The sequence below is a fragment of the Pseudoalteromonas sp. S408 genome (assembly GCF_005886645.1).
Lineage (GTDB): Bacteria > Pseudomonadota > Gammaproteobacteria > Enterobacterales > Alteromonadaceae > Pseudoalteromonas.
The window spans coordinates 26,448-49,937 of the sequence record NZ_PNDY01000009.1; the positions used below are offsets into that span (position 1 = coordinate 26,448).

Consider the following 23,490-nt stretch of genomic DNA (forward strand, 5'->3'; position numbering starts at 1 on the left):
GCAACTGAGGTTGGCTATTAAGTCACTTTATGGGCGACGGCTTTCCATATGGGCTTGAGCGTAAATATTGTTTAGGCGCACTTACTGTGGCACCAAGTTCAGCGGCAGCATGCCATGGCCAGTGTGGGTTGTATAAAATACCTCTCGCTAATGCGACTGCATCGGCTTGTTGCTCTTTTAAAATATTTTCTGCCTGTTGCGCTTCGGTAATTAAACCCACCGCAATAACCGGCATACTAACCGCTTTTTTTATTGCCGTACCAAAAGGAATTTGAAAGCCAGGCTCAACAGGAATTTGCTGTAAAGGGCTTAAACCTGCGGTGCTTACATGAATAAAATCGCACCCTGCGTCATCTAACGCTTGAGCAAGTGTAATACTTTGCTGTAGATCCCAACCACCCTCAACCCAATCAGTCGCTGAGATGCGAATACCGACTGGTTTACTAGGGTTAAACTCAGTGCGCACGGCGTTAAATACCTCCATTACAATTCGCATTCTATTGGCGAGGCTACCGCCATATTCATCGTCACGCTTATTTGTAATTGGCGACAAAAACTGGTGTAGCAAATACCCATGTGCACCATGTAATTCAATTAGATCTAGGCCTAGCTCGTCGGCGCGTTTGGCTGCACTTGCAAAATCAGCAATTAATTGGGCTATATCCGCTTTACTCATTGCAACAGGTTCAAACGAATGCTCATCGTAAGCCAATGCAGATGGCGCAATAGTTTGCCACCCATTTTTATCGCTAGGTGAAATAGCACCTACGTCGTCCCACGGTTTACCGGTTGACGCTTTGCGTCCGGCATGAGCCAGCTGTATTCCTATGGGCATATCGCTGTATTGCCTAACCGCGTTTAAACTTTTGCCAAGTGCACACTGAGTATCTGTGTTCCAAAGCCCTAAATCGCCATAACTTATTCGCCCCTCGGGGCTAACAGCGGTCGCCTCTAAAATTAGTAGCCCTGCACCACTTAAACTCATTTGCCCTAAATGAATAGTATGCCAATCTGTGGCTTCTCCATTAATTGCTGAATATTGACACATAGGCGCAATAATAATGCGATTAGGGAGGGTAAGTTCACCAATAGTTAACGGTGAAAAAAGTTGGCTCATAACAAGTCCTTGATGGATGCACAGTAAAAAATCAAATTGAATGTACGAACAAGCCCCCCTATTCGCCCATTAAACTCAATAAAAACCTTTGTTTAAAAGTAGATTATGGGGAGTAACAATAATTTTTAAATAACCAAAACACACAAAAATTAAGATTCACAACTTAAAAAACCAAAAAAAACAAAAAAATTAACATCATTAAAAACACGCAAATCTAACAAGCATGAATAGCTATTCACACACTCAATACAAGTAAAACAGTTCAAAAAACGTACCTGTAGTAGGTATGCATTATGAGGAAAGAGCTTAAATCATCACTCATTAACTAAAAAACACAACTTTAACCCTTTTTTATTCTAAAAAACTGAATTTTAATTCAATTTATTCATTCCCAGATCTAATTGTGACTGATAATATATTCCATGTACTTTACTTATGTTAAATCTTTGAACTGGGGATCATTTTTATGTTTAAACCAAGCCTGTTGACCTTGGCTATGTCGGGCGCGCTTACTAGCGCTTTTTTACTTCCAAATACAGCACTTGCTCAAGAGCAAGAAACCGCAAAAGACAAATCACTTGAAGTTATTGAAGTAACTGCAACACGACGTAGCGGCTCAGTGCAAAACGCACCGCTTAACATTACAGCGCTTGATGCCGACATAATGAAAGATCAAAACATCAGCGAGCTTGCCGACGTAGCACGTTGGGTACCTGGTTTAACAATTACCGATCAAGGTGGTCGCTCTGGATCACCTATTATTGTACGTGGTTTAAACACAAACTCATCTGGCCCATCGTCAGACGGTGGCACAGTAGCTACTTATATTAATGAAATCCCAGTTGCTATTGATATGCGCCTAGTCGACGTTGAGCGCGTAGAGGTCCTTATTGGGCCACAAGGTACACTTTATGGTGCGGGCACATTAGGAGGTGCCATTCGTTACATGCTTAAAGAGCCTGAACTTGATTTCACATCACTTGAAGTATTTGGCAATGTATCGCAAACACAAGAAAGCGACTCTATTGGCGGCGAAGGTGGATTCATCTTCAACCTACCATTAATTGAAGATAAACTTGCCGTTCGTGCGAGCTTAAACGTTTACGAAGACCCAGGGTTTATTGACTACGGCTACGTAGTACGTGAGCCAGGCGTATCGTTACCCGATCCAGATTGGACCGACAGCGCAGCAATTAACAACAACCTTAAAAATGTAGAAGACGCTAACGGTGAAACCACCACAACAGGGCGTATTTCTGTTCGCTTTAAACCAAGCGAAACACTTGAAGGCACACTTAACTACTTTTACCAAAACCAAGACAGCGAAGGTCGTTCAATTGTTCATTACAACACATTAAGTGCTGATAACGGCCTTAGCAACATCATTGGTAAATACGAATCAGCGTACCGCTACGAAGAATCGCGTGAAAAAGAAAACCAATTACTAAGTTTAGAGCTAAAAGCAGACCTAGGTTTTGCTGAATTAGTATCGGCAACTGGTATTTCAAACTTTGATGCCGACGGCCAACGTGACCAAACCGATTTACTTATTCGTCTTGATTACGGCTACGAAGAATTTCCTGCGTTTTCATCGTTCACACGTGAGCTTGAAGAGCAAGACACGTTCACACAAGAAATACGTTTAGTATCACAAAACGACAGTGACATTAACTGGATTGTAGGTGGCTTTTACAACAAAATTGAAAGCGATGCGTCTAGTCAAGAGTACACACCAGGCTTTGGTGACTTTGCAGTAGAAAATTTTGGCGCAGATCAATCTCGTCCAGACCAACTTGAATACTACTCAGTTGATCGCGTTGAAATAACAGAGTCAGCTTTATTTGGTGAAATTGGTTACCAAGTTACCGACAAACTCGATATTACTGTAGGCGCTCGTTTTTACAAGTACGATGTTGAGTCTGAGTCAGCGGTCGACTTTCCATTATTTAATACCTTATTTGGCGGCGCAGGCCCAGACGACGTAACACTTAACTTTGAACAAAATGAAGCAAGCGACAACGGCAGCCTATTTAAATTTAATGCCAAGTATCAATTCACTAACTCTGTAATGGGTTATGCAACAATAAGTGAAGGCTTCAGAATTGGTGGTTCAAATGGCTTAGCACCTTGTCCTGATCCACTACCAGCTAACCAAGCGGGTTGTGGTAACCCAAGTGAAATGCTTTACGATGCAGATACAACAACTAACTACGAGCTTGGTTTTAAAAGCACATGGTTAAGAAGCCGTTTACACTTTAACGCCGCATTATTTAATATAGATTGGGACGACGCACAAGTTGCCGGTGCAACCGAGGTAGGCCAACTACCGTACTTATCTAATGCCGGTTCAGCCAATGCAAAAGGTATAGAGATATCATCGCGTGCAATTTTATCTGACTCATTCTCTGTGTATTCTACATATGCATACACAAAAGCAGAGTTAACATCAGACGCACCGTTCTTATTTAATTCAGATGGCACAGATGGCGCAGAAGATGGCGACCGTTTACCTGGCTCGTCTGAGCACCAGTTTTCAATGGGTGTAAACTATCAAACCGACGTGTTTAACGACAAAACGCTTGATATTAACTACGGTATTACCGCTCAAAGCGATGTGATTTCTCGTGTTGGCTTACGCGATAATGGTGAAACTTTACCGGGTTATAGCTTAAGCAACATATCGGCTAAACTAACGGCCGATGAGTGGTCTGCGACCGTTTACGTAGACAACGTATTTAATAAATACGCCGTTACGTCTGTTCGCCGTTCAGACGCTGATATTACCTCAGCAAATAGAACTGACATACAACGTAACTATGGTTACTTTATCAACCGCCCATTAACGGTAGGTATTAAATTTAATTATAAGTTTGAAATATAATTAACCGCTAAGTTTAAGTACAATCAAAAGGCTCAAATTTATTTGAGCCTTTTTTCTTTATTAACGCGTAACCAAACAATACAAATTAAAAAATGCAGCCAAATTTAAAACAACTCCATCAAAGCGCCATTAAATTTTTAAACGAAGGCAAAGTACAGCTTGCCCACAAAAACTTAGTAGAACTGGTTTCGCAAAAACCTGACTTTGCCGACGGCTATTTTTTACTGGCAATGGTTAACTTGCAAGTTGGGCAAATTTATAAAGCCATAAAGCTAATCGAAAAAGCCTTAACGCTGGGCTCAAGTATTGAATATACCGCACAACTGGCAAAATGTTATGCACTTACGGGTGAGTTAAAAAAAGCAAAAACTGTAGCGCTATCGGTACCGATAGCAAAAATAAAAAAAGCACTCGACGCCGACACCTTAGGCGTTGCACTTACGCAAGCAGGCCTTCACGAACATGCACTCAATTATTTTGACTGCGCACTGACTTTAGCCAGTGCCAAACAGCAACCACAGCCCCAGTTTTATTATAACTTTGCCGTTAGCGCCAAGTTTTTGGGCTTATTTGAAAAAGCACACACCGCGTTTGAACATGCCATTGCTATTAATCCGCTTCATCATCAAAGCCACTTTGCACTCAGTGATTTAACTAAAGTAACAAAGCAAAAAAACAATATTACAAGGTTAAAACAGGTATTTGAGCAGGTTTCACACCCTGATGCTAAATTACACATAGGTCATGCACTGGCAAAAGAATACCAAGACATTGGGGCATTTTCTGACGCCTTTACCGCGTTAAAACAAGGGAAAGCAGCAAAGCATGCGCTTACCCCGTTTGATAACGCATCGTCAAACGCATTGTTCGAACACATAAAACAACTCAGTGCTGAACACAAAAACCAACAAGTAAACGGCAACCCCACCGCTGAGCCTATTTTTGTATTAGGTATGCCCCGCTCTGGTACCACGTTAGTTGAAAGAATATTATCGAGCCACAGTGACGTGCAGTCAGCCGGTGAATTACAAGACTTCGGCCTAAGCGTAAAAAGATTAAGCAACACACCCACACCTAACGTGATCGACATACAAACATTAACTAAAGCGTATGAGCTTGATTTTAATGAGCTTGGCTCAACGTATTTAAACGCCACACGCGTAACTACTGGCAGCCATACACATTTTATAGATAAACTTCCATTTAACTTTTTTTATATCGACTTAATCACTAAAGCACTGCCAAACGCTAAAATTATTTGTATGCTGCGCGATCCAATGGACACCTGTATTGGTAACTACCGCCAGCTATTTACTATTAACAACCCTTACTACGCGTATTCACTCGATTTACTCGACACCGCTAAATTTTATAGCCGCTTTTACTCACTTATGCAGCACTTCAGCACCGTGCACAGCAATATTAAAATTGTAAAATACGAAGAACTAGTCGCACAGCCCGAACAGCAAATAAAAGAGTTAGTCAGCTTTTGTGATTTAGAGTGGCAAGAGCAGTGTATAGACTTTCACCTAAACACCGCACCGGTGTCTACTGCCAGTAAAATGCAGGTACGCCAACCACTTAACAACAAAGCAATTGGCCGTTGGAAGGCATTTAAGCCCCATACTGATGAGGCTCAAAAATACCTTTTAGAGCAAGGGATCCCTTTTTTAAAGGAACCTTCGCCATAATTTTTACTTCAATATACTCAGTATCAGGTTTACTTCTCTGATAAAATTAAAAAGTGAACACGGCACGCAAATTAAATCTATCCAAAAAATGGTTTTAGTTGATTTAGGTCACAGCTTTTCATAACTGTTAATGTATTATTTAGCGACTCCTACCTAAAAACTAATTCAATTGTATTTATTAAAAATTGAATCATGCACTTTTAGTATATAATTTCAATAATTTGCAATAAAGCTGTGTTACAAAAGAGTAAACAACATGTATAATTACAAGAAAGCCTTGGTAAACATAATGTCTAAATATAAGCTGCCATTTGCCCTTTGTGTATTAATACCTTTTTCAACCTTGTCGCAAACCGCTGATTTATCAGCCTGTATAGCTGAAAAAAGTATAAATGCCGATGATAATGTAACTATTGGCGAACTAAAAAAACAGTGCTCCGATATACTTACAAACTCTATCGAAAAAAGGAGGGTATTAGAAAACCAAGCATCTCCTAATCCGTTTTCTATTTTACCTCACAAACCCAACTACGTTTTGCCTGTTAGCTATTCCAATGTAAGCTCAGTGCCTTATCAAGAACGTTTAGAAGGCGAATCACTTGATGATGTCGAAACCAAGTTTCAGGTTTCATTAAAATATTTAGCTATGGAAAATGCGTATTTTGACGACTTAGACATTTATGCAGCGTTTACAGCGGTTAGCTGGTGGCAATCATATAATAGCGATATTTCAGCGCCATTCAGAGAAACTAACTACGAACCAGAATTAATATTCAACTATAGTCGTCCGTGGCAATTTTTAGGTGTTGATATTAGCAACACCTCCTTATCGTTTAATCACCAGTCTAATGGCCAAGCAGGTACTTTATCTCGCAGTTGGAATAGAGTAATTGGAGCTGTCACTATTGTTGATGATGACCTAGTTTGGAATCTTAAAGCTTGGTGGCGACTCCCTGAAGATGACAAAGAATCATCTTTTTTAAGTGATGGCGACGATAACCCAAATATAGAAAACTATTACGGATATGGTGAATTAGGTGTGTTGTGGCAAGTTAACAATGACCATAACTTAGATTTGATGTTTCGCAATAATCTAAAAAGTAACAACCGAAGTACCTTTCAACTTGGTTGGTCTTTCCCTCTCACTTACCGCTTAAGAGGCTATGTAGAATACTTTAATGGCTATGGCGATGGGCTTATTTATTATAACCAACACTCATCTCGTTTAAGCATTGGTGTAAAGCTTACAGATTGGCTTTAAAGTTAAAAATTAAAAGTTAGGAATTATTTATGATCTTCAATTATTTAAAGCTCACTGTATTCATATTAAGCGTTTATTTTTTAAATGGCTGTAGTGACAACAACAACCAAAACGAATCAACACTTGCTGCAAGTAAGCCCGCTAAACTACTTACAATAAAAGAAAGCAACCTAGAACAGTTTCTTCGCTATCCAGCAACCGTTAAACCCCAAAAATCCTCAGACTTAAGCTTTGAAGTATCAGGCATTGTTAAAGAAGTGCTTGTTACTGAATCACAACGTGTAAACGCAGGTGATGTAATTGCAATTTTAGACTCAAGAGACATTAAAGAAAGTTATAATGCAGCGCTATCGCAATTTAACATCGCAGATAAAGAATATCAGCGTATGTTAAAATTAATGGGCACAAATGCGATTGCTAAAAATGAATTAGACAAACGTCGTTCTGATAAAGAAGTTGCAGAGACAAAACTTAAAACCGCAAAAAAAGCGCTTGAAGATACAACCCTAAAAGCCCCATTTTCATGTTTAATTGCTGAGCTTAACCTTAAAGAAAAACAAGTTGTTCAAGCCGGTAGTACCGCCGTTAATATCATTGCCGATGGGTTAATGGAAGCAACTATTAATCTACCGGCAAGTGTTATTGCAACAGCAAAACCGCAAAGTGCAAGTAATACCGCCGCGTTTGTTACTTTTGTATTTGACCCTTCAAATAAATTACCCGCAGTTTTTCAAGAGGCTAACCTAAACGCTGATGCGACTTCACAAACCTACCAAGTAAAATTTGCATTTAAATCACCTGAAAATTTAAACATACTGCCAGGAATGAACGCAACTGTTTGGTTTAAAGACCCAACAAGTACACTCAACGATAAAGGTCTAGTCCAAGTTCCTCTCAGTGCTATTGGCATCGATAACGAAAAAACCTACGTTTGGAAAGTCACACCCGATACTGGCACCGTGTCTAAACAATTTGTGACACTTGAAAAGTCAGCAACAAAAAATGCGATTATTAAAGAAGGCTTAGTTTCGGGCGATGTAATAGTAACAGCAGGTATAGCGAGCTTATATGAAGGTATACAAGTTCATGCATGGTCTGAAAAGCAATAGGTGACATATGAACTTAGCTGAATTTTCCATTAAAAATCAATTACTGTGTGTAATTGCAATAATTTTAGTATTCGTTGGCGGTATCAATGCTTACACCACAATGCCAAGATTTGAAGACCCAGAGTTCACCATAAGAAATGCGCTTATTTACACTCAATATCCTGGAGCAAGCCCTAATGAAGTAGCAAGAGAAGTAACTGATCCTCTTGAAACCGCCTTACAACAACTCCAAGAAGTTAAGTCTATTAGCTCTACTTCATCCGCAGGTGTCTCGGAGATTAATGTTGAAATAAAGTATGAATTTTCAAAGTCTAAGGAAGACTTACAAGTCATATGGACCAAGTTACGAAATAAAATTAGTGATGCAAAAAGCACTTTGCCTCCAGATGCATTAACACCTATTGTTAATGACGATTTTGGCGATTTATATGGCCTCTCTTATTTGATTACAGGTAATGATTATAGCTACGCTGAATTACAAAATTACGCAAAGCAATTACAAAAAGATATTTTACAAGTTAATGGCGTCGCTAAAGTTCAATTAGCAGGCAGCCAACAAGAAGCTATTTTTGTAGAGATTTCGCAAGAGAACGCTGCAAGTCTGGGTGTTTCAATTAACAAAATTTATGACATACTCAAACAACAAAATAGTATTACTTTTTCAGGTAGTGTTGACGTTGGCGATTTACGTTTAAGCTTTAGTCCATCAGGTAGCTTAAATTCCATTGATTCAATAAAAAATTTACTTGTTACCGACTCAACAGAAGGCCGTGTAATTTATCTAAAAGACATTGCTAATGTATACAGAGGTTACGAACAACCAGCGCAAAAGCTAATCCGTTTTAATGGTCAAAAAGCCATAGCCATGGGGGTATCTAATACCTCTGGTGGTAATGTTGTTGAAATAGGCAAAGCTGTTGATGAAAAAATAAAAGAATCTGATAGCCGTCGCCCATTCGGTATTGAAGTAAGCGAATACTATAACCAAGGTAAAGTAGTTGAAGCATCAGTTACTAATTTTTTAGTCAATGTAATATCGGCATTGGTAATTGTAGTGTGCTCTTTATTGTTCACTATGGGGGTACGCTCAGCGGCTGTTATCTCATTTATTTTGCTTGTTACTGTTGGCGCAACGCTGACGACTATGCAACTTATGGGCATTCCACTTCACCGCATATCATTGGGTGCTCTTATAATATCACTCGGAATGATGGTTGATAACGCAGTAGTAATAACAGAAGCTATTTTAGTAGGTGTTAAACAGGGACGACGTAAGCTAGATATAGCAAAAGAAATTGTCATGCAGACAAAATGGCCTCTTTTAGCCGGAACACTAGTCGGCGTAATTGCTTTTGCTCCAATTGGCTTTGCACCAGGACAAACAGCTGAGTATACCGGCTCACTTTTCTGGGTTGTTATGATCTCATTACTTTTCAGCTGGGTATTAGCATTAACCATTACCCCATTGACCTGTTACTGGCTTTTCCCGCAAAGTGACGCAAAAAATTCAGACGATTCAAAAACAGAAAAAGAAAGTGCTTTTTTCTTAAAATATAAAGCGCTTATGCGCTGGTGTTTAAGGTCGCGTGCATTAGTTATTTCAAGCGTAATGGTTTTGTTTGCTATCTCAATTTGGGGTGCGCAATTTATGACGCAAGGTTTTTTCCCTCGCTCTACGTCACCTCAAATGGTGGTTGACTTTTGGCTACCTGAAGGAACAAACATCAAAAAAACTGAGCGCGAAATGATCAAACTAGAATCATTCGTTCAATCTTTAGATAACGTTAACAGTGTGCAAACTCTGATTGGCGGCGGTGCAATTCGTTACATGCTGACCTATTCACCACAGTCAGCTAACACAGCATACGGCCAACTTCTTGTAAAAGTCGACGACTATAAAAAAATTGATGCCATGACTCCTGTTATTCAACAATACGTTGAGGAGAATTTCCCAGAAGCAGAATCAAAAGCTTGGCGTTTTATTTTAGGGCCTGGTGGCGGCTCAGCTATTGAAGCCGAGTTCAGCGGCCCCGACCCTGTTGTCCTTCGCTCCTTGGCTGAACAAGCTAAAAAAATAATGTCCTCTGATCGTAAGTCTGTATCTGTTAAAGACGACTGGCGACAAAAAATAGCCGTTATTGAGCCTATTTATTCAGAAGATAAAGCAAGGCTTTCGGGCGTATCTCGTAAAGATTTATCCCAAGCAATCGCTCACTTTTACAACGGCGAAAAAATTGGTACTTTCAGAGAAGGTAACGATTTAATACCTATAATATCTCAAACACCAACAACTCGTTCAGCTACGCTAGACAACTTAAAAAGTATACAGGTTATAAGCTCGGTAACGGGTAAATCTGTTCCTATTTTACAAGTAACTGATGGATTTGAGACCAAATGGCGCGACAGTAAAATAAAAGCGGAAGACCGTATATTTATGATCAAGGCACAGTCTGATCCTATAGCTGGCGAACTTTCGAGTGAATTACTTGCCAGAATAAAACCACAAATCGAAAATATTGCATTGCCCTCTGGATATAACTTAACGTGGGGTGGTGAGTTTGGCGATTCGAGCGAATCAAATGGTGATTTAATGTCAACAATACCCCTTGGCTTTTTAGCTATGGTGCTTGTTGTAATTGTATCATTTGGCAAAATTAAGCAGCCGTTAGTCATATGGTCTGTTGTACCATTGGCTTTAATTGGTGTTGTGTTTGGTTTAGTTGTGACCGGTGTACCACTAGAGTTTATGGGTATTTTAGGGTTGCTTTCGCTTTCAGGATTGTTAATCCAAAACGGTATAATTTTAGTCGACAGAATGGACACTGAAATAGAAGAAGGCAAACCTCGTTTTGATGCAATTGTTGACTCGGCGTCTAGCCGTGTAAGACCAGTATTATTAGGATCTTTCACTACTGCGCTAGGTGTTATCCCGCTATTTTTTGATGCATTTTTTCAGTCAATGGCTGTGGTTATAGTATTTGGTCTCAGTTTTGCCACACTACTCACATTACTTGTTGTACCGGTGCTTTATGCAACATTTTTGCAAGTTTCATCAAACGAAACAGCAAATAGTTCGCAACTATAAATCTCAGGGCTCTTTGAGCCCCAAATTAATTAAGGTTTTTCTCAGTGAAACAATCACAAATTAAAAAGTTAATTTCTGGATCTATTATATCTACCACTCTGTTTATAAGTGCTTGTACAGGAATAAGTAAGAATGTAGTAAAAGAAGATATAAATGCTGACTTAGCGGGCTTAATTCAAGATGAGTCAATGAAACCTGCGTTAGTTTACATCAGGCCTGATGCGCCCACACTCGCAGATTATAAAAAGTTTATGTTTGATCCAATCAAAATCGATTATTCAGATCCAGATATAAAAAATATATCTACCGAGGATATCCAATCTTTGCAAAGTTATTTTTTATCAGCGATGACCACTGAACTGAATAATTCAGGCTATCAAGTTGTGACACAACCAGACAAAAACGTTTTAAGAATTTCGTTTACTTTATCTAACTTAAAAGCTCCGTCATCGCTAATGAATGCGACACTGTTAGTAGTACCAGGCGTAACACTCAGTGTCGGTGAAGTATCTATTGAGGGAGTTTTTAGAGACTCTATAAGCAGAAAAGTTAACGCCGTCGTGTACGAAGGTAGCCAAGGAAGTTACCTATTTAAAGATAAACCATGGAGTACATTTAGTGACATAGAGGCAGCGTTTGACCGCTGGGCTATTGGCTTTACTAAAGCAGTTAATTCAGCCCATAACGCTAAGTAACACGATAATGCGCTGACTTAAAACAAAGTCAGCGCAAATTTAATTATAAACGAATTACTAATATCTACAAAAAATGCCGCAACCAATGGTAATATTATAAACGCAACTGGTGCAGGCCCATGAGATTTTGTCACTGCCGTCATGTTTGCGATTGCCGTTGGTGTCGCTCCCAGTACAAACCCACCAAAACCTGCACTTAAAACTGCTGATTCATAATTTTTTCCCATTAAAGGAAAAACAATAAACAAAATAAATATCACCGCAGTTAACGTTTGAAATACTAAAATAAGCAGTAAATCACTCGCTAAATCTGCAATTACCCATAATTGCATACTCATTAACGACATAGTTAAAAACAGGCTAAGAGAAAAATCAGATACAATAGCTAATGACTTTGTTCTTGCAGGCCAATTTAACTTTGGGATCAAATAAGGAACCGTATTCGATAAAAACATCCCAACTATTAAGCAAGAAACAAATAAAGGTAACTTAACACCAAAGCTGACCAAATATTCATTAATTATATAACCTGCAATAATGCAGATATGAATAACTAAAATAACGGCCATAAAATTTAAGTGAGAAAAATTTTCAGAATCAGATTTAGTGTATTCAATTCCTACCGATAAAGGCGATGACTCACTGGATAATTTATATTTATTTATCAGATATTTAGCAATAGGTCCGCCAATTAAACTAGCAATAACTAAACCTAATGTGGCTGATGCTATACCAATCTCAAGCGCACTTTCAATCCCTCTTTCTGCAATTACGGGCGACCAAGCTATAGCTGTTCCATGTCCTCCAATAAGAGACGACGACCCTGCTAATATACCTATTTCTTTTGATATATTAAGGCTATAAGCACCAGCAACACCTACTACATTTTGTAATACAATAAATGTTAAGGTGAGGGTAAGTAATATAAATAAGGGTTTACCCCCTTTAACTAAGTCAGACACCCGAGCATTTAAGCCTATGGCTGTAAAGAAGTAAACTAACAACCTATCGCGGGTTGATAAATCAAAGTTTATTTCACTTTCTAAGAAAAAATACGCAAAAGTAATGGCTATCGCAGCGATCAAACCACCAGTCACCGGCTCAGGTATATTAAAATGCCTTAAAAAGGGAATTTTTTTTGTTAAATATATACCCACAAAAAAGATTAAAATAGCAATAGTGTAAGTTAAAAAACTATCTACATTAACAATATTCACTTTAAGTCCTTTGATTGTGCTTTTCTGATCTGGGAAATAGCTTCAATGAGAAATGCGGTATTTAGGCCCACTATTATTAACCCATTTACAGCTGTTAAACTGCCAAGCAGTCGCCATTGAGTTCCCAATACAACATCGCCGTAACCAAGCGTTGTAAAGGTAACAACCGAAAAGTAAAGTGCTGGCTCTAACTCACTAAACACCTCAAAAATTAAAAATATAGCAGCCCATAACCACGCACTTGCCGTTAAGCCTCCAACGAGCCAAATTACCATCGCCGTTACCACAAAAATCATTTTTAAGGTTTTAGAGTCCTTTAATAACCAGTCGCTAATATTGGCCAACACTTTAGATAAAACACCAATAAACATTGCTTGTATAAGCACCGTGCCACAGATAACAAACGTTCCTATAATTAGCTGTATGAGCATTTTAATCCCACTGTATAAATCTTAATATTTTAAATAACATTATACATAAAATTAACAACAAGGTAGGCACCTGTAATAACTATAATAAAGTATTTTCAATACCGTTATTTAACCGTTTATTACTGCTAATTACTGCTATTAACAACGTACTAAAACTCAGCCAAAACCTAAGCAAGACAATATTTAGCTAAATAAAAACAGAAATAAACACTTAAAACCAAAAGGAATGCAGTACACGCAAATATCACAAAACCGCTAAGTAATCATCGGGAAAGCAATAATAAAAAATGTTTGGCGTAAATCATCGATTTAAGAAAACTACAGACAGTTATGCCTGTACTTACTTTAACTCACCTGACTCATATTTCGTTAAATTTTCATTTAACTCGATAGATTAGGTTTAATCTGCAAAGCGCCATAAGCAGACATCGAGGTTTTTAATGTCTGAAGTCAAGATTTGACCCCATTCACTTTTTTCATTTAACTCGATAGATTAGGTTTAATCTGCAAAGTGCCATAAGCAGACATCGAAGGTTTTTAATGTCTGAAGTCAAGATTTGACCCCATTCACTTTTTTTTAATGTCTGAAGTCAAGATTTGACCCCATTCACTTTTTGACCCCATTCACTTTTTTCTCAAATGCTTCAGCTGCTAACTTAAAGTGGTTAATTGATTTTGAAGCTGTAGGGTCATATTCATTGTGTTTTATATAAAAATCTTTGTGTTCGCGGTAACTTTTATTTTTATAAAATAAACCAAGGAAAGTATGAGCTTCTGCTACACCATAAATATTTTTTGATTTTTCAAAATCGGAAAGAGCCTCTAATCCAAGTTTTTCAGATGCCAATCCTCTACCTTGAGTACCCATTAATTTGTAAGCATAGTTTAACTTAGTCATAGGGTCATTTGTATAAGGAACTCCTGCAGCAGCGCAACCAAGTAAAAACAATATGATTAGTGAAATAACAATTAGCTTCATGCCTAACTTTCCTTAGGTGTATAACACTTTACATAACCAGCGTTGGCCGTTCTTGCCAATTTCCGGTTGATGTTTTTGTTAGTTTTCAAATTCAACCTCCGGCGCAAAATCGTCGTTACATCCGCTCTCTTTGTAGAACTTTGTGACCTCTTTCTTTAGATACTTAGAGAACCTTACGCTAATAATTGAATTACTTTCAATTAATTCACTTGGAGATTTTGAATCAGTTCTGACCCCAAAAAGCTCGACATATTTCAGTTTTGGAAGAAGCGCAATTGGTCTTAAAGAATCCACTAATTGCACTTTCCCAGATCCATCCCAGCTAGGTAAAGTTTCGAGAGACAAAACTTCTAATTGTCTTAAGTTTGCTAAGGATGAAAGATCATGCATTTTTGGCAAGTGACAAACGGACAAATATCTCAAATTCTTGCATTGGCTTATAAAGTTAAAATTCTCTTCGGGTAACGAAGCGATGACTAGCGAGTCTAGATTGCTGCAAGCATTTAGTTGTTCAAGTGATGAATAGTTGCAATGCCATATCCGCATAGAATTTATTAAAACAGGCGACTCTATCTTCGGCATCAGTTTTGATTTGTCTCTCATAAATTCAGCGTGCATAAACTCCCTTTGAAAACTAACATTTTAATAGTGCGCTCATCGCGCATATTTCTGCCGACGCTACGTTCATTTTTCTACATTATATAGTTTTAACAAATTACCTAAGGTATTACTATCACTAAGTTTTCTAACTATTTTAGGTAAAGTTAAATTAACCAATATGCGCGCGTCGCTCATTTTCATGAATGGATGCGCAAAGCGCAGTTTGACCAATCAATTATCTACGATATTTAGCCAATCTCAACGGCTGTTTCTCGCTCTAAGCTGACTAATAGCTACATGTAATTTGCAGCTCAATACTTTAAATAAGTCGAGGGTCTAAGTCGAGGGTCAAATCTTGACTTCAGACATTAAAATTTTTGACTAACTATTTCTCGCTCATCACTGTCCTTAATAACCATTCAAACATGATCAAATTTTAAAGCTTTGCCTTAAAATAAAAAGCCAATGAGGGTCAAACCTTGACTTCAGACATTAAGACTTTTGACTAACTATTTCTCTCTCATAGCTGCCCTTGATAACCATTCTAACATGATCAAATTTTAAAGCTTTGCCTTAAAATAGGCCCCCCTGTCGATGGAACCTATTGCTCATTCAAAGCACTTAATTTAGTCAACCTGAACCGCCCCACCACAACGCTTATTTACTTTTATGTCGGTTCAACTGCCAATAATGTCGATTCAGATAAACATTAATGATGTAGGTTAAAAAACTCGCTAAATTTCTTACCAACAAAACGCCAAACACCTATTTTTTTGATAAGGAATACAGTCATGAACATTATTACAAAAACAGTTATAGCACTGAGTTTAGCAAGCCACTTTAGTGCTCACGCCATTGACTTGCGAGTCGACAACATTCGTTTATACCAAAGTAGTTCGCAAAGCTTTTCTGCGCCGAGTTCGCTTTATATTGATGAGGGTAAAATTGTAAGTATTACTAAAGCGACCGACCCACAACAAAACGCTGACAATACTGTAAATGCCAACAACCAGTATGCAATACCCGGTTTAATTGATTTACATGTTCATTTGGGCTCATCGGGCAGTAACTTTACTGAGTTTCAGTATTTGCCGGTTAAGTCGCACTTTAATTCTAATTTGTATTTAGGCGTAACTAATATTGTTGATTTGTTTTCGTTTGAGCAAACCCTAAACGAAGCCGCGCAATTAAAAGCAACACAAGTCACCCCTAACCTTTTTTATGCAGGTACTTTGTTTACCAATCCTGGCGGACATGGCACGCAGTTTGGCGGCCAAGCTTATGAAATTGCAAAAGATGAAGACATAGAAGCGCTATGGCAAAAACATATAAGCACTAATTCACATGTAACTAAAGCGGTTATTGAAACTTTTGGTGGTGTGGGTAAATCGTTAACTGATAGCCAATTAAGCGAGTTAGGTAAACGCTCTAAGGCCGCTAATTTACCGTATTTTGTGCATGTTTCTACACTAAATGACGGGAAGCGCGCTATTAAGGCCGGTGCAACTGCTTTAGCTCACGGTATTAATAGCGAAGCGATTGACGATGAGTTTATTACGCTAATGAAAAAGCATAATGTAACCTACATTCCTACCCTTGCGGTGTACCACAATCATAGCGATGAAAAGCATAACCATACTATTAGCTCACAAAGCGAGTTGCTAAAAACCATTCCTGAAAAGCTTCAAGGGTGTTTGTTTGAAAACGTGCCTGCACCTTCAAAATGGAAAGAGCACGCGTGGGATGAGCGTAAAACCGCTTATGCAAATATACAAAAGCTACATAAATCTAATGTCACTATTGGCACAGGCTCTGATGCCGGCAACCCTTACACGCTGCACGGTACTGGGTTGCACAACGAGTTAGATGCACTTAAAAAAGCGGGCTTAACAAATGGTGAAATAATTAATGCGGCCACTGTTAACGGTGCAAAGGCTATTAATAAAGCCAATAGTATTGGCAAGCTTGCTAAAGGCTTTGAAGCAAGCTTTGTGCTGCTAAAGCAAAACCCGCTTGATGATATAAGCCATATTCACACTATCTCAGAGGTTTACAAATCAGGTACGCAAGTAGACCGCCCAGCGCTTATTGCTCAAAACAAAGCTATAAAGCCACAAGGTCCCGCTTGTAATGAAATAATAACAAGTAGCCAAGCGCAGCATGTTATTGATGATTTTACCGGTGATACACCATGGCAAGCCTTAAGCGACTCGGTAATGGGTGGTCAATCTGTTGCAGCGCTTACCACAAATAAAAATAGCTTAACCATAGATACAACCATTACAAAGCCAACAAGTTTTGGCGCGTGGGCAGGCGCTGAAATTAAATTTACATCGCCGGCTGATGCCTCAGCATTTAAAGGCATTCGGTTAACCTATAAAGGCTCAACTACACCTTTTGCTATGTCTGTTTATCATAGTGATGTAAAAGATTGGGATCACTTTAGTGTACTTTTAAAACCGCGCGATGAGTGGACAACGCTTGATATTCCTTTTTCCACTTTTAAACAATTTGGCTTTGGTAGCCCGGTTACGTGGTCGGCCACTGAATTAACAGGGGTTAACTTAATGTGGCGTAAAATGCCAGGCGCAAGCAACGAGCCATTAAAAAACACATTACAAATCAAGGAGCTAACTTACTTTTAAATAAGTTACAGTCAAAACACAAAATCTTTGGGTTTTGACTGTTTTTTGTTATGGTTTAATCACTTACAAAAGAAGCACCTACTATGCTCATACATCCTTTTTATAAATACAGTTTTTTTATTCTACTTATTGTAGATATTGCTTATGCCCTTGGGCTCATAATTGCTAACTCTGCGCCCTTAACAGGCGGCAGTGCACTTGCTGCTACCGTATGGTTTGTTACTTTTTACTGGGTGCCGGTATGGAGTGCGGCAGCGGTTATTTTTTACCTACGCAATAAGCATATTAATAAAATAGCATTTGAATGGTTAATTGCCGTTGTATTTATGGCACTCGGTAATGTGCTTACCGATGTATTACTGACACTGCTTTTTGATGGGCATAAATCAATGGGGATTTTTGTTGTATTTAACGGCTTACTTTGGGGCTCGTGTATTTACTTTACCAGTATTTTTATTGAAAACAAAAAACGCGCAACAGCCGAAAAACACGCTCTTAAACAAGCCCAACTTGCTACATTACGCTACCAGCTAAACCCACATTTTATGTTTAATAGCTTAAATACAATTTCGGCTTATATTCATACAAACCCCGATTTAGCCGATGAAGTACTGCATGAACTTGCTGATATTTTAAGGTACTCGCTTGATACTGCCGAGCAACAGCAAATACCTTTACAGCAAGAGCTTACAATAATAGAAAAGTACCTAAATATTGAAAAAGCACGCTTTGGCGATAAGCTACAGGTTAATTACCACATTCCCAATACCCTTAAAAATATATCGCTACCTCCGCTACTTATTCAGCCCATAATTGAAAACGCCATTAAACATAACGCTAAACAAACATCGTTAATACTTAATATAACGCTGAGTGAACTACCAAACGGCGTTAAAATACAAATTAGCGATAATGGTAAAGGGTTTTCGAGCGATGTTATAAAACACGGGCATGGCAGTGGTATAGGGATGAAAAACATCATGCTACGCGTTAATCAACTTGGCAAAAGTAAGGTACTACTGAGCAACAATAATGGTGCAGTGGTTACGATGGAGCTAACGATATGAACAATAAAAACCAGCCAAATACAGCCGCTAAAATGCGCGTATTATTTGCCGATGACGAGCCTCCCGCCCGCGAAAAATTAAGCCACCAACTGAGCTTAATGGAGCATGTTGATGTAGTGGGTATGGCCACAAATGGCAAAGAGGCCATTTCATTAATTAATGAGCTAAAACCTGATGTGGTATTACTTGATATACAAATGCCTGAAATTAACGGCTTAGAACTTATTGATTTACTTAACTACCAGCCCATTATTATTTACACAACCGCGTACGACCAATTTGCGATTGAAGCATTCGAGAACGCCTCAACTGATTATTTACTTAAACCTTTTCCTATTGCTCGATTAAAAAAAGCACTCGCTAAAGCGCAGCAGCAACTTGAGCAACAGCGTGCCCACTGCCAAGTTAACAGCCCAGAACACGAGCAAACCTTTGCATTAACCGAAAACACATTAAATAAGCTAATTAGTAAAAACGGTGAGCGTATATTTTTACTCTCCCCGGCTGACATTAAATTTATTAAATCGGAACAAGGTAATAGTTTGGCGTGGAATGGCGACACATTTCATCATTTAAGCGATACGCTCGATCAGCTTGAGCATGCCTTAGTAGCAAAAAACTTTGTACGAATTCATCGAAGTTATTTGGTTAACGTTGACCACATTAAAGAAATACAGCGTTGGTTTAATGGCAAGTTGATGGTGATTGTAAATGATGATATTAAATCTGAACTAAGCACCAGCAGAGCCGGTGCCGATAAACTAAAGCAATTACTACACATTTAACTTATCTAAAAATGTGTTACAGATCATTGCTCGAATACACACTTAAAATAGGAAACTTATATTCCGCAAACGAAACGGTAACTGATTGCGTTTCGTTACCCTTAAAACTGAGTGTAAACGCCAATGGAGCTAATCGTGTACCATCTGCAAATAAAGCGAGTAAGTGATCTTCGTTAAGCTCTCTATTTCCCGATGATACATTAGTTAATGTGATAACTGCCCAACGTTCGCCTTCGTTATTACTCATTAATATGTAATTTAACACCTCAAAGTCGCCTTTCTTGGGTGTGATATTAGCATCGTTTGGAAATGCTAAATGCAAGCTATTGGGTATTGCTCTGTCTACGTTTATTACTTTTTCACTATTTGCCAATGCCGAAAACGAAAGCATAACCAACATTAAAGTCCATATTTTAGCCATATTTGTGTTCTCCATTTAACATGCGATTTGTGTATGCAAGCGCAAAATACATTCTCAGTATTTACCTATTTTGTAAACATACAAAAACTTTATTACTATAATAAGCTCTCATTCACAGTGGTAATTGTAATATTAAGGCTTTGCAGTTCGTCTACTAAATAGGCTAATTAATACAGGGTTATTACACAGGAGTATATATTACATGGCAACCACACCTAAAAAGTCACATGAGGTTAGTAAAACACAGTCGGCTTTATTAAACCCAGAGCACAGCATTCAAGTAAGAGGCGCGCGTGTTCATAACTTAAAAGATGTGGATGTAAACCTGCCTCGTAATTCACTTGTAGTATTTACCGGTATATCGGGCTCGGGTAAATCATCGCTCGCTTTTGGAACATTATTTGCCGAATCGCAGCATCGTTATCTTGATTCGGTATCCCCTTATGCACGCCGGTTAATTGATCAAGTAGACGAGCCCGATGTAGATTCAATTGAAGGACTGCCACCAGCGTTAGCATTACAGCAACAGCGTGGTGCACCCTCGGTACGCTCATCGGTGGGCAGTGTAACCACTATTTCTAACGCGCTGCGAATGCTTTACTCACGCGCAGGCGAATACCCAAAAGGCCAAGGCATACTTTACGCCGATGCGTTTTCGCCCAATACACCACAAGGCGCCTGCCCAGAGTGCCACGGTATTGGCCGTGTATTTAACGTAACCGAAGAGCTGCTAGTGCCCGATCCCACTAAATCAATTAAAGAGCGCGCCATTGCAGCATGGCCGCCGGCTTGGCAAGGTAAAAACCTAAGCCGTATTCTCACCTCGCTAGGCTACGATATTAATAAACCGTGGAATACCCTGCCTAAAAAAGCCCGTGATTGGATTTTATTTACCGACGAAACACCTACGGTGCCGGTGTTTCCTGAGTACACACTTGAGCAAACACAAGCAGCTATTAAAAATGAAGAAAGCCCTAGCTATATGGGTACATTTACAAGTGCTAAACGCTTTGTTTTACAATCGTTTGCGAGCACTCAAAGCCCACGCACTAAAAAACGCGTGTCGCAGTATATGCAAATATCACAGTGCCCGCAGTGCGAAGGTAAAAAGCTTAAAAAAGAGTCGTTATCGGTTAAAGTAGCAGGCCTTGATATAGGTGAAATTTCGCAATTAACGCTCAATGAGCTGGCAGATAAGTTAAAGTTTGCCGCTAGTAACCCCGCTAAAAGTAACGCTGCAAATCCCGAAAAAGCCATAGTTGCAAAGCGTATAGCAGGCGACATTCTTAAACGCGTTGAAGCACTCACCAAACTTGGTTTAGGGTATTTGTCGCTTGAACGCACCACCCCATCGTTATCGCCCGGTGAATTACAACGCTTAAGGCTTGCAACGCAAATTCGCTCAAAATTATTTGGCGTAGTGTATGTGTTAGATGAGCCTTCTGCAGGTTTACACCCTGCCGACACACAAGCTTTATTAGCCGCACTAGATGAGCTAATAGCCGCTGGTAACTCAGTGTTTGTGGTTGAACACGACGTAAGTGTTATTCGCCATGCCGATTGGGTGGTTGATGTAGGGCCAAAAGCGGGCTCCCGTGGCGGTAATATTGTTTATAGCGGCCCTGTTGAGGGCTTAAAGCAAATTAGCAGCTCACACACGAGCCAGTACTTATTTAAAAATAACGAATCTCAGCAAGCTCAAGTACAAAACAAACAACGCCAAGCAAAAGCATGGCTTACGCTTAAAAATGTTGAGCGTAACAACTTACAAAAGCTTAATGTAGAATTTCCGCTTGGGGTTATTACAAGTGTTACGGGGGTATCTGGCTCAGGTAAATCAAGCTTAGTAAGCCAAGCGCTTGTTGACTTGGTTTACGATGCACTGGGGCAAAAATCGCAGCCACAAATACCTACAGATGAAGCCGAGCTACTTGAGCAAGAGCTCGATATAACAACCGGCGGGCAAATAACTGGGGGCATTGAGCACATAAAGCGCCTAATAACGGTTGATCAAAAAGCCATTGGCCGCACACCTCGCTCAAACCTTGCAACTTACACGGGCTTATTTGATCACGTACGCAAACTGTTTGCCAATACTAAAGAGGCAAAAGCACGTAAGTACGACGCCGGTCGCTTTTCGTTTAACGTTAAAAAGGGTCGCTGCGAAAATTGCGAGGGCGTAGGCTTTGTAAGCGTGGAGCTGTTATTTTTACCTAGCGTGTATTCGCCTTGCCCTGTATGTAACGCCAAGCGCTACAACCAAAAAACACTGGACATTACCTATAAAGATAAAACCATTGCCGATGTACTTAATTTAACCGTTGAGTCTGCGCATACATTTTTTGCTGATGAACCCGCTATTTTACGTGCGTTAAATGCGCTGCTACAAGTGGGCCTTGGCTATTTACGTTTAGGGCAACCTGCTACTGAGCTTTCGGGCGGTGAAGCCCAGCGCATTAAACTTGCCACTGAACTACAGCGTACTCAGCGCGGCGATACGCTTTATATTTTAGATGAACCAACCACAGGCCTGCACCCTAAAGATGTAGCCATGCTAATGGCGCAGTTAAATGGCTTAGTTGATGCGGGCAATACCGTCATTATGGTTGAGCACGATATGCAAGTAGCCAGTAACAGTGATTGGGTTATTGATATTGGCCCAGGAGCTGGCGACGAAGGCGGGGTAATAGTTGCACAAGGTAAACCTGAAAGCGTCGCTGAATCTCAAAAAAGTAAAACGGCACCATTTTTAAAAGCGCAGTTAAATCACGTATGCTCTGATTAAAGGGTTAAAAGCAGTATGCACAAAATAAAAAGAGCCCCAGGCTCTTTTTATTAGTCTAAGGCTAACCAAACACCTACAAGCATCATTAAACTGCCTGCAATTCGGTTCATCCATTTAATATTATCGCCTCGGCTTAAAAACAGGCGCAGGCTTTTACCACCTGTTGCATACGCTAACATACTTACAAATTCGGTTATCATAATTACGCTAAGTAAAATAAATAACTGTGGCGCAACAGCCTGGTCAACATTAATAAACGGTGGGAGTAATGAGATCATAAACGCCCACCCTTTAGGGTTTGCAATGGCAGTTACAAAGCCTTGCGTAAAAAGCGACTGGCGACTTACGTCACTTGGTTTTGAAGTATCAACCGACATTTTTCCTTTGGCGCGCCACATATTTACGCCAATATAAATTAAATACCCGCCGCCTACCCATTTTAAAATAGCAAAGGCCTCTGGGTAATTTAGCATTACACTTGCAACACCGAGTACCGCAGCAACGGCAACACTCGCCACCCCTAATAGCTCACCTATCATCATCCATAAGGTTCGGCGCACACCTATGCTCATGCCGAGTGTCATGGCAAGCGTCATGCACATACCGGGCGTTATCGACACAAAAAAGAAGGTAGGAATAAAAACTGCCAGTGCTGCTACATCAATCATTAATTTACTCTCGTATTCAAAACAAAAACGCGGCTATAAGTAGCCGCGCTGTT

At 39.4% G+C, this 23,490-nt stretch carries 17 protein-coding genes; 10 read left to right on the forward strand and 7 right to left on the reverse strand.

The features are described from left to right. Positions 1–22: 22 nt before the first annotated feature. Positions 23–1,117, reverse strand: coding sequence for an NADH:flavin oxidoreductase/NADH oxidase (locus tag CWB62_RS08795; protein WP_138529868.1), 1,095 nt, complete (start codon positions 1,115–1,117; stop codon positions 23–25). A gap of 466 nt (positions 1,118–1,583) precedes the next feature. Between CWB62_RS08795 and CWB62_RS08800 the strand changes: the two genes are divergently transcribed. From CWB62_RS08800 to CWB62_RS08825, 6 genes are all read left to right on the forward strand, one after another. After that, the gene (locus tag CWB62_RS08800; protein WP_138529866.1) at positions 1,584–3,998 is read left to right on the forward strand and encodes a TonB-dependent receptor; all 2,415 of its coding nucleotides are present in this window, start codon (positions 1,584–1,586) and stop codon (positions 3,996–3,998) included. A gap of 92 nt (positions 3,999–4,090) precedes the next feature. After that, complete coding sequence (locus CWB62_RS08805; RefSeq protein WP_138529864.1) at positions 4,091–5,689, forward strand: tetratricopeptide repeat-containing sulfotransferase family protein; 1,599 nt, start codon at positions 4,091–4,093, stop codon at positions 5,687–5,689. Positions 5,690–5,978: 289 nt separating this feature from the next. Further along, entirely contained in the window at positions 5,979–6,950 is a 972-nt protein-coding gene (locus CWB62_RS08810) for a phospholipase A (protein ID WP_081824571.1), read from the forward strand. Between the two features lie 29 nt (positions 6,951–6,979). Beyond that, a complete protein-coding gene (locus tag CWB62_RS08815) occupies positions 6,980–8,059 on the forward strand; it encodes an efflux RND transporter periplasmic adaptor subunit (RefSeq protein ID WP_138529862.1) in 1,080 nt (359 codons plus the stop codon). Positions 8,060–8,066: 7 nt separating this feature from the next. Next, positions 8,067–11,144 carry an efflux RND transporter permease subunit gene (locus CWB62_RS08820; protein ID WP_138529860.1) on the forward strand — a complete coding sequence of 1,026 codons (3,078 nt, stop codon included), beginning with the start codon at positions 8,067–8,069 and terminating at the stop codon, positions 11,142–11,144. A gap of 44 nt (positions 11,145–11,188) precedes the next feature. Continuing rightward, positions 11,189–11,839: a DUF3313 family protein gene (locus CWB62_RS08825; RefSeq protein WP_058403186.1), complete on the forward strand. Its 651-nt coding sequence runs from the start codon at positions 11,189–11,191 to the stop codon at positions 11,837–11,839. Between the two features lie 17 nt (positions 11,840–11,856). On the opposite strand, the gene gltS is transcribed toward CWB62_RS08825, so the two are convergent. The 4 genes from gltS to CWB62_RS08845 all read right to left on the reverse strand — a co-directional run bounded on the left by gltS (position 11,857) and on the right by CWB62_RS08845 (position 15,084). Then, positions 11,857–13,056 (reverse strand): sodium/glutamate symporter, encoded by a 1,200-nt coding sequence (gene gltS, locus CWB62_RS08830; protein WP_138529858.1) that lies wholly within the window; start codon positions 13,054–13,056, stop codon positions 11,857–11,859. Continuing rightward, positions 13,053–13,487 (reverse strand): potassium channel family protein, encoded by a 435-nt coding sequence (locus CWB62_RS08835; RefSeq protein WP_058403184.1) that lies wholly within the window; start codon positions 13,485–13,487, stop codon positions 13,053–13,055. The genes gltS and CWB62_RS08835 overlap by 4 nt, the downstream gene beginning before the upstream one ends. A gap of 607 nt (positions 13,488–14,094) precedes the next feature. Further along, positions 14,095–14,466, reverse strand: a complete 372-nt coding sequence (locus tag CWB62_RS08840; RefSeq protein WP_138529856.1) for a hypothetical protein — start codon at positions 14,464–14,466, stop codon at positions 14,095–14,097. Between the two features lie 78 nt (positions 14,467–14,544). Next, complete coding sequence (locus CWB62_RS08845) at positions 14,545–15,084, reverse strand: hypothetical protein (RefSeq protein WP_138529854.1); 540 nt, start codon at positions 15,082–15,084, stop codon at positions 14,545–14,547. Positions 15,085–15,857: 773 nt separating this feature from the next. On the opposite strand from CWB62_RS08845, the gene CWB62_RS08850 reads away from it, so the two are divergent. The 3 genes from CWB62_RS08850 (at position 15,858) to CWB62_RS08860 (ending at position 19,563) form a co-directional block, all read left to right on the forward strand. Continuing rightward, positions 15,858–17,711, forward strand: coding sequence for a CIA30 family protein (locus tag CWB62_RS08850; RefSeq protein ID WP_138529852.1), 1,854 nt, complete (start codon positions 15,858–15,860; stop codon positions 17,709–17,711). A gap of 83 nt (positions 17,712–17,794) precedes the next feature. Then, a complete protein-coding gene (locus CWB62_RS08855) occupies positions 17,795–18,778 on the forward strand; it encodes a sensor histidine kinase (RefSeq protein WP_138529850.1) in 984 nt (327 codons plus the stop codon). Then, the gene (locus tag CWB62_RS08860; RefSeq protein ID WP_138529848.1) at positions 18,775–19,563 is read left to right on the forward strand and encodes a LytR/AlgR family response regulator transcription factor; all 789 of its coding nucleotides are present in this window, start codon (positions 18,775–18,777) and stop codon (positions 19,561–19,563) included. The genes CWB62_RS08855 and CWB62_RS08860 overlap by 4 nt, the downstream gene beginning before the upstream one ends. A gap of 16 nt (positions 19,564–19,579) precedes the next feature. On the opposite strand, the gene CWB62_RS08865 is transcribed toward CWB62_RS08860, so the two are convergent. Continuing rightward, the gene (locus CWB62_RS08865; RefSeq protein ID WP_138529846.1) at positions 19,580–19,984 is read right to left on the reverse strand and encodes a hypothetical protein; all 405 of its coding nucleotides are present in this window, start codon (positions 19,982–19,984) and stop codon (positions 19,580–19,582) included. Positions 19,985–20,186: 202 nt separating this feature from the next. On the opposite strand from CWB62_RS08865, the gene uvrA reads away from it, so the two are divergent. Beyond that, positions 20,187–22,769 (forward strand): excinuclease ABC subunit UvrA, encoded by a 2,583-nt coding sequence (gene uvrA, locus CWB62_RS08870; RefSeq protein WP_138529844.1) that lies wholly within the window; start codon positions 20,187–20,189, stop codon positions 22,767–22,769. A gap of 50 nt (positions 22,770–22,819) precedes the next feature. Here the strand turns inward: uvrA and CWB62_RS08875 are convergent, their stop codons facing one another. Continuing rightward, complete coding sequence (locus CWB62_RS08875; protein WP_138529842.1) at positions 22,820–23,437, reverse strand: LysE family translocator; 618 nt, start codon at positions 23,435–23,437, stop codon at positions 22,820–22,822. Between the last annotated feature and the right edge of the window lie 53 nt (positions 23,438–23,490).

What these genes read in the sequence shown, in the direction of transcription:
- CWB62_RS08795 (WP_138529868.1), bottom strand. Translation starts at nt 1,117, where the DNA reads ATGAGCCAACTTTTTTCACCGTTAACTATTGGTGAACTTACCCTCCCT.
- CWB62_RS08800 (WP_138529866.1), top strand. Translation starts at nt 1,584, where the DNA reads ATGTTTAAACCAAGCCTGTTGACCTTGGCTATGTCGGGCGCGCTTACT.
- CWB62_RS08805 (WP_138529864.1), top strand. Translation starts at nt 4,091, where the DNA reads ATGCAGCCAAATTTAAAACAACTCCATCAAAGCGCCATTAAATTTTTA.
- CWB62_RS08810 (WP_081824571.1), top strand. Translation starts at nt 5,979, where the DNA reads ATGTCTAAATATAAGCTGCCATTTGCCCTTTGTGTATTAATACCTTTT.
- CWB62_RS08815 (WP_138529862.1), top strand. Translation starts at nt 6,980, where the DNA reads ATGATCTTCAATTATTTAAAGCTCACTGTATTCATATTAAGCGTTTAT.
- CWB62_RS08820 (WP_138529860.1), top strand. Translation starts at nt 8,067, where the DNA reads ATGAACTTAGCTGAATTTTCCATTAAAAATCAATTACTGTGTGTAATT.
- CWB62_RS08835 (WP_058403184.1), bottom strand. Translation starts at nt 13,487, where the DNA reads ATGCTCATACAGCTAATTATAGGAACGTTTGTTATCTGTGGCACGGTG.
- CWB62_RS08840 (WP_138529856.1), bottom strand. Translation starts at nt 14,466, where the DNA reads ATGAAGCTAATTGTTATTTCACTAATCATATTGTTTTTACTTGGTTGC.
- CWB62_RS08845 (WP_138529854.1), bottom strand. Translation starts at nt 15,084, where the DNA reads ATGCACGCTGAATTTATGAGAGACAAATCAAAACTGATGCCGAAGATA.
- CWB62_RS08850 (WP_138529852.1), top strand. Translation starts at nt 15,858, where the DNA reads ATGAACATTATTACAAAAACAGTTATAGCACTGAGTTTAGCAAGCCAC.
- CWB62_RS08855 (WP_138529850.1), top strand. Translation starts at nt 17,795, where the DNA reads ATGCTCATACATCCTTTTTATAAATACAGTTTTTTTATTCTACTTATT.
- CWB62_RS08860 (WP_138529848.1), top strand. Translation starts at nt 18,775, where the DNA reads ATGAACAATAAAAACCAGCCAAATACAGCCGCTAAAATGCGCGTATTA.
- CWB62_RS08865 (WP_138529846.1), bottom strand. Translation starts at nt 19,984, where the DNA reads ATGGCTAAAATATGGACTTTAATGTTGGTTATGCTTTCGTTTTCGGCA.
- uvrA (WP_138529844.1), top strand. Translation starts at nt 20,187, where the DNA reads ATGGCAACCACACCTAAAAAGTCACATGAGGTTAGTAAAACACAGTCG.
- CWB62_RS08875 (WP_138529842.1), bottom strand. Translation starts at nt 23,437, where the DNA reads ATGATTGATGTAGCAGCACTGGCAGTTTTTATTCCTACCTTCTTTTTT.